Genomic DNA, 6,085 nt, shown 5'->3' with positions numbered 1-6,085 from the left:
AAAAAGTATCTACAATTGCATATGTAAATACAATAGAATATATCATTAATAAACTAATTTCTCCATTTACATAAATCATAAATAGCATTAATAATAAAAATAAACCTCTAACCCCATCGAAAAATATCAATAATTTTTTACGTTCGATCTTATCAACAATAACACCTGAAAAAGGATACAAGAAAATTTGGGGAATATATTTGGCGGATAAAATAAAAGCAAACATACTTGATGATTTGGTATGCCCCAACACATAAAGTGATAATGCATAGAAGGTCATAGTACTTCCTAAATTAGAAACTCCTTGTCCTAATGAATAAAGTATAAAATTGCGATTTTTAAATAAATTAAAATTCATTATTATTTCTCCTCATATAATAAGTATAAGCTTATGTTTTATAAGTCTTTAATACTAGAATTGTCTTTTAAAGTTTAACGTAGATTCACATCAAAAGAAATGTTAGATAATGCTCGTTTACTGCCTTCTATTGATTAATAAGATATTTGGTCCAAATTGAAGAGGTATTTTTATAGATTTTTTAATTGTTACTTGACAATATTGTATTTTTACAATAAGATACCATTATTATATTAAATAAAATATGGTATTTTGGTACTTTTCTACTAAAGCATATGTAAAAAAATACCAATTAAATAGTTTTATCCTAAATTGAACCTTTTGGAGTAATTCCGAGGGTTTTTGTTTTTTACTTAAATAGTGGATAGAATTATTAATGATAATAATTAAGTGGACAGTATCATGAGTTAAGGTCTTGGTTCTGTTATATTAGATCATATGGTGAGTTAGAAATAGAAAGATTATGTTTTTAATAATTGGACCAAAATAGAAAATCAAATGGAGGATACCATGAGATTAGATAGATTAATGTCAATTTTAATAATAATTTCTCAAAAGGGTTTGGTAACAGGAAAAGAGCTTGCTGAGCACTTTGAGGTATCTGTACGAACAATATATCGTGACATAGAAAAGATAAGCGAAACCTATGTGCCTATAGCTGCTGCTAGTGGGAAAGGCGGAGGTTATTATATCTTGGAAAACTACAATCTGGATAATCTATTCTTTAGCAAGAGAGAAATGGAACCTCTCATGGCAGTAATGGAGAATTTAAAAGTTTTGTTTGGAAAGAACCAGCAATTCAATGATATAGTCCTTAAGTTTGAAGCTTTGCAAAACAACAGAACTGAAGAATATGAAAAACTTAGTATAAATATGTCTCACTTCAGCATGGAGCAGGAACTTAGAGAGTATTTATTTTTGATAAATAAAGCAATTGAAAATAATAAACTGCTGGAATTTCAATATATAAATAGAAGAATGGAATACTCAAAGAGAATAGTGGAGCCAATTCAGATAAAATTCTCTAGTGGACATTGGTATATAATTGGATTCTGCAAAGAAAGAAATGACTATAGAATGTTTAAACTTGTGAGAGTAAAAAATATGAAGCTAACGGACATCTTCATAAAGAGAAATATTTCTATAGAGGAAATAGAAAAAATATTTGAGGCTAGCTACGAAAGGAATAGTATTTTAGTAACCTTAAAGTTTTCTAATAAAATAGGGGAACAGCTAAGTGAGTATTTTTCAAAGGATACCATTAAAGCTCTAGAGGATGGAAGCTTTATAGTTGAGGATTTCTTTCCTTACGAGGAAGGACTGAAAAAATTCATTCTAAGCTTTGGCAGTGAATGTGAGGTAATTTCTCCAAGAGAATTAAGAATAGATATGTTTGAATACATAAAAAATATATATACAAAGTACAATGACTGACATATAGGTGTCAGTCATTGTGTTTTATAATGGAAAAAGTGAGGTGATATTCAATGAAACATGAGGAAAGTATTTTAAAAGAAAAGCTTATAAACGTTAAAGAGAATAATTATGTATTAGAAAAGCAAGAAAACTATTTCCCATTGGCATTAGAAATGATGGATAATATAGGCTCACTAGATTCTGAGCTTAGAGATGAACTGATTTACGGCATTTTATTTCACTGGATTACTGGTGGAAGCTTTACCCACCAGCAGCTTGAGAAATTACTGAATATTAGCCTGGACAGCACACATCTTTTTTATAGAGTATGTGATGAAGATGAGGATGCTGTTTTTTCAAGAACTTTTTCAGCATTAATAGTTGCACTTATCATATATGAGCATAGAAAACAGAGCTTTTTATCACGAGAAACCTTATACGAAACAAAGAACAAGCTTTTAGAATATATGAAGCAGGAGAGGGATGTTAGAGGGTATGTAGAGATAAAAGGCTGGGCACATTCTGCAGCACATACAGCTGATGCTTTAGATGAATTAGTTCAGTGTGATTGCTTTAATAAGGAGGATTTACTAGAGGTTCTGTCTGCAATAAGGGATAAAATGTGCATAGGCTATTATGTTTATGTGGATGAAGAGAGTGAAAGAATGGTTACGGCGGTGAAGAGCACCTTGGACAGAAAAATACTTATTAATTCAGAAATAATTGATTGGCTGCAAGGTTTTAGTGTTGAACCCTCAAGGAATAGAAGCAGGGACACCTATCATCTAAAGGTAAATATAAAAGGCTTTCTAAGAAGCCTATATTTTAGATTATCAGAGCAAGAGGCTTCAAGCTTTATTGTTGAGAAAATAAAAGAACTACTTAAGAAATTATAAAAGAAATGAGGATTTAGAATGAATATATGTGTTTTTTATTATGATGGCTTTTGCGAATTTGAGGTGGTGCTTGCTCTTAACGGGTTTAGGGACAGCTTTTTCTCAGCCGCTTTAGAAAATCGTATTTATATAAGCGAAGAAAATCAAAAGTATCTGCCAGACAAGACAATACAGGAATTAAAACCAGAGGATATTGATCTTTTTATCATTCCTGGAGGAGATCCAGTGCAGCTTTATGGAAATGCTGTGCTGAAGGAATTTATTTCAAAACTAAATGAAAAGAATAAATTTATCGCTGGCATTTGCGGTGGAGCAGAGCTTATGGCGTATTACGGTTTGCTTGATTACAAAAGAGCTAATGGTGACAGTGAGGGCTTTAGAGTAAATGAAAACAACAAACATATATATGAAAAGATTTTTATTGCGCAGGAGGATGTTGTTAGGGATGGAAACTGTATAACCGCAATTGGCCAAGCCTATGCTGAATTTGCTATAGAATTGCACAAATTGATGAAGGTTTATGAAGATGCCAAAGAAGCAAAAGAGGCATATAACTGGCTGAAGAATGTAAAGTCTGCTGAATAAAGATAATATTAAATTGGGGCTGTCGCACAATGAAGATAAAGTTATTTTAAAGAGAAATAGATAAGAACAAATTAATAAATAAAAATTAAGAAGTAAAAATAAAGGTAAAAAATTCAACGTTGATGAATTTTTTATAAATTTATAATTATTATTTCTCTTTTAGCAAATCGCTTTAAGAGTAAATTAAAAGAAATCGGCTCACAAAGAGACGATTTCCTCAATAACTATTAATTTTTACCTCTTACTTCTTAATTGAAATTTATCACTTACGAAGCCTATCTTAATATCTTAAAATAAATATCTTTTTGCGACAGCTTCTTTAGCTAGAAATAGATACTGTATTAATAAATAATTCTTAGTTTTCCTTTTCAGCTACAATTATGTTCACACCAGTTTCTTCAATTTTAACTAATTCCTCTTCTAAAGCATCCCAGTCGGTTATTAGAGTATCAAATTTATTTACATCGCAAACCTTAATAAATGCTTGGAAACCAATTTTTGGTTAGGCATTAATAAGATGTTTTTTCTAGTATTTTCTATGACAGCTCTTTGAAAGGTAGCAGTTTCATCGGTTCCATTTGATAATCCAAACTCTGCATCCACTCCGCCAGCAGACATAAGGCTTAAGTCGAAGTGCATATTTTTTACAAAGGCTGTGGCAAAGCTATCCACAATGGAAGCTGTACCATGTTGACGCATTTTGCCACCAACAATGTATACAGAAACATTATCCCAATATTTTAATTCTTCAGCAAGAGTTACAGAATTAACAACCAGAGTGTAGTGTATATCTCTTGGTAGATATTTAAGAATGATAAAACCTAAGGAGGCACTTGTAAGATATATAATATCATTTTCTTTAACAAATTCTGCCCCTTTTTTGCAATAGCCGCATAATTATCATATACCTGCATATTTTTCATGTCTCTAACTCTTGGAGGAGTTAAACCAACCTGCATAAGTGGGATTGCTCCTCCGTGGGTTCTTTTCAGCAAGGCTTTTTCTTCTAGAATTCTTAAATCACGTCTTGCGGAATCCACAGAAATATTAAATATTTCTTGTATTTCTCCGATGGAGATTCTACCTTTTTCATTTACAATTTTTAAAATTTCTTGATGACGTTCTTCAATAAACATGCAATATGACTCCTATTTGTATATTTTAAGCACAAATATGCGTTCACTCACATTCATGTTTGTTCCAGAGGAATTTATAGTTCCAATTATATATAAAGCAGATAACTTTATAATAAGAAAGCTTACTGTGCAGGATACTGAAAAGGACTATATTGCCGTTATGGAGGCCAAGGATCATATTCATTCTCTTTACCCAGAAGAGTATACCAATGGTTGGCCCGAAGATACCTTAACCCTTGAGCAGGATGAGAGAGATTTAAGACGGCACCAGAAGGAATTTGATGAAAGAACTGCTTTTGCTTATACGGTATTCGATGAATATAACGAAAATTGCTTAGGCTGTCTGTACATTGATCCATCAGACAAGTATGATGCTGAAATAACTATGTGGACAAGAGATGAAGCTACGGATAAATTGCTTTATAAGGAAGTTAAGGCTTGGATAGAAAGTTCTTGGCCTTTTAAAAATCCACATTACCCAATTTTTGAAGAAACAGGCATAAACTATGAAATTGATAGATAGCTTCTCAGGTGGTTTTAAGGAATATATGCATTGGCTTCCAATAAAAGAGCTATCAAGATACAAGACATTTCCTAGCTTTTTTTCTGAGAAGCTAACTAACCTGCCAAATCATGTGGAGCATATTATCACTGATGAGAGATAAGAGGAGTAATACTATTATCCTCTTACTCTATCACTAAAGGTTTATTTTGCAGTAGCACTAATTTTTTTAACAGGTCTCAAAATGGCATATCCAAGTACCTCTGGATAATGTCTCTGATAATCCTGGCAGCAAACCTCATTCCATTCATAGCCTAAGGGAGCAGGATCAAAATTCCAAGCCAAGCTTTCTACAATACCCATGACCTTTCCATTATCTCTCATGTAATCAAAAGGTGGATGATAAAATACCAGATATTCAGATTCGAGTATATCAATACATTCCATGCCTTCGGGAATTTCTCCTGAGTAATTCTGGGGCATCAGCATACCGTAGAGATAGCCTTTTTTACCATTTTTATAAAACCAGCCCCCTAGATTTGCTTGATTATTTATGGCTAAAGGCAGCATGCTTTCGTTAATGCCAGTTACATAATCGCAATCAGCGTTGGTGCAAGACCAAATATCCCAATAGCCTTCAGCATTAATGGAACGAATTCCAATAAATTTATGGGCTGGCAGTGTTTCGAATTTTATCTGAGCTTGATATAAATTATTGCTTTCCATATATAAATTCTCCTTTACAATATAATGGTAGGGTGAAAAAACTTCTTTACGAATAGGCAATGGAATAGGTCTAGGAAATTGGCGATAGACTGCCGGCGTAACATGGAATTTTTCTTTAAAGGCTCTAGAAAAGGCTTCCTGCGATGAAAAATTATATTTAAGAGCAATGTCTAAAATACGCTGAGAGGTATCTCTAAGATCAATGGCTGCAAAACATAATTTTCTTCCAGCGGTATACTCCTTAATGGTCATCTCAGTTTTTTCATGGAACTGCCTCGAGCAATAAAAGGGTGAGTAACCAATCTTTTCTGATATTTCTATAAGGGTTAAAGAATTTTCAATGTTATCATCTATCAGGTCAACTATCCTTTGAACAATCTCATTCCATTCATACATCTGTTTTCACTCCCTTCAAATCAAATATATCAAATAATAACTGAATAATTTTGATATGAATTGCAAAGAA

8 protein-coding genes and 1 pseudogene are annotated in these 6,085 nt (G+C 32.4%); 5 read left to right on the top strand and 4 right to left on the bottom strand.

Translation table 11 applies throughout. The annotated features are described in order from the left end of the window. Positions 1–358, bottom strand: a pseudogene (locus tag IAI10_RS13880) (hypothetical protein); the annotation flags it as partial. 510 nt (positions 359–868) lie between these two features. Here IAI10_RS13880 and IAI10_RS13875 point away from each other — a divergent pair. The 3 genes from IAI10_RS13875 to IAI10_RS13865 are packed head-to-tail and all read left to right on the top strand — an operon-like array spanning position 869 to position 3,255. Next, a complete protein-coding gene (locus tag IAI10_RS13875) occupies positions 869–1,792 on the top strand; it encodes a YafY family protein (protein WP_315673878.1) in 924 nt (307 codons plus the stop codon). Between the two features lie 53 nt (positions 1,793–1,845). Continuing rightward, complete coding sequence (locus tag IAI10_RS13870) at positions 1,846–2,670, top strand: DUF2785 domain-containing protein (protein ID WP_315673877.1); 825 nt, start codon at positions 1,846–1,848, stop codon at positions 2,668–2,670. 18 nt (positions 2,671–2,688) lie between these two features. Further along, a complete protein-coding gene (locus IAI10_RS13865; RefSeq protein WP_315673876.1) occupies positions 2,689–3,255 on the top strand; it encodes a DJ-1/PfpI family protein in 567 nt (188 codons plus the stop codon). A 459-nt stretch (positions 3,256–3,714) separates the two neighbouring features. Here IAI10_RS13865 and IAI10_RS13860 read toward each other — a convergent pair whose 3' ends face one another. Both IAI10_RS13860 and IAI10_RS13855 read right to left on the bottom strand, forming a co-directional pair. Next, positions 3,715–4,101 (bottom strand): hypothetical protein, encoded by a 387-nt coding sequence (locus tag IAI10_RS13860; RefSeq protein ID WP_315673881.1) that lies wholly within the window; start codon positions 4,099–4,101, stop codon positions 3,715–3,717. Beyond that, positions 4,077–4,391, bottom strand: coding sequence for a DeoR family transcriptional regulator (locus IAI10_RS13855; protein ID WP_315673875.1), 315 nt, complete (start codon positions 4,389–4,391; stop codon positions 4,077–4,079). Before IAI10_RS13855 ends, IAI10_RS13860 begins: the two co-directional genes overlap by 25 nt. Before the next feature lie 37 nt (positions 4,392–4,428). Here IAI10_RS13855 and IAI10_RS13850 point away from each other — a divergent pair, with 37 nt between their 5' ends. Both IAI10_RS13850 and IAI10_RS13845 read left to right on the top strand, forming a co-directional pair. After that, a complete protein-coding gene (locus IAI10_RS13850; RefSeq protein WP_315673874.1) occupies positions 4,429–4,914 on the top strand; it encodes a hypothetical protein in 486 nt (161 codons plus the stop codon). Continuing rightward, on the top strand, positions 4,898–5,056 hold the full coding sequence (locus IAI10_RS13845) for a hypothetical protein (protein ID WP_315673873.1): 159 nt from the start codon (positions 4,898–4,900) through the stop codon (positions 5,054–5,056). The genes IAI10_RS13850 and IAI10_RS13845 overlap by 17 nt, the downstream gene beginning before the upstream one ends. A 41-nt stretch (positions 5,057–5,097) precedes the next feature. Here the strand turns inward: IAI10_RS13845 and IAI10_RS13840 are convergent, their stop codons facing one another. Next, positions 5,098–6,015, bottom strand: a complete 918-nt coding sequence (locus IAI10_RS13840) for an AraC family transcriptional regulator (RefSeq protein WP_315673872.1) — start codon at positions 6,013–6,015, stop codon at positions 5,098–5,100. Between the last annotated feature and the right edge of the window lie 70 nt (positions 6,016–6,085).

Source organism: Clostridium sp. 19966 (assembly GCF_032335695.1).
Taxonomy (GTDB): domain Bacteria; phylum Bacillota; class Clostridia; order Clostridiales; family Clostridiaceae; genus JACTOJ01.
Note: the sequence above shows the minus strand (reverse complement) of the source record. Positions and strands in the feature narration are given on the sequence as shown.

Bases quoted from the DNA above. Each gene is read 5' to 3' on its own strand.
- IAI10_RS13855 (WP_315673875.1), bottom strand. From the start codon at position 4,391: ATGTTTATTGAAGAACGTCATCAAGAAATTTTAAAAATTGTAAATGAA.
- IAI10_RS13840 (WP_315673872.1), bottom strand. From the start codon at position 6,015: ATGTATGAATGGAATGAGATTGTTCAAAGGATAGTTGACCTGATAGAT.
- IAI10_RS13845 (WP_315673873.1), top strand. From the start codon at position 4,898: ATGAAATTGATAGATAGCTTCTCAGGTGGTTTTAAGGAATATATGCAT.
- IAI10_RS13875 (WP_315673878.1), top strand. From the start codon at position 869: ATGAGATTAGATAGATTAATGTCAATTTTAATAATAATTTCTCAAAAG.
- IAI10_RS13850 (WP_315673874.1), top strand. From the start codon at position 4,429: ATGCGTTCACTCACATTCATGTTTGTTCCAGAGGAATTTATAGTTCCA.
- IAI10_RS13865 (WP_315673876.1), top strand. From the start codon at position 2,689: ATGAATATATGTGTTTTTTATTATGATGGCTTTTGCGAATTTGAGGTG.
- IAI10_RS13870 (WP_315673877.1), top strand. From the start codon at position 1,846: ATGAAACATGAGGAAAGTATTTTAAAAGAAAAGCTTATAAACGTTAAA.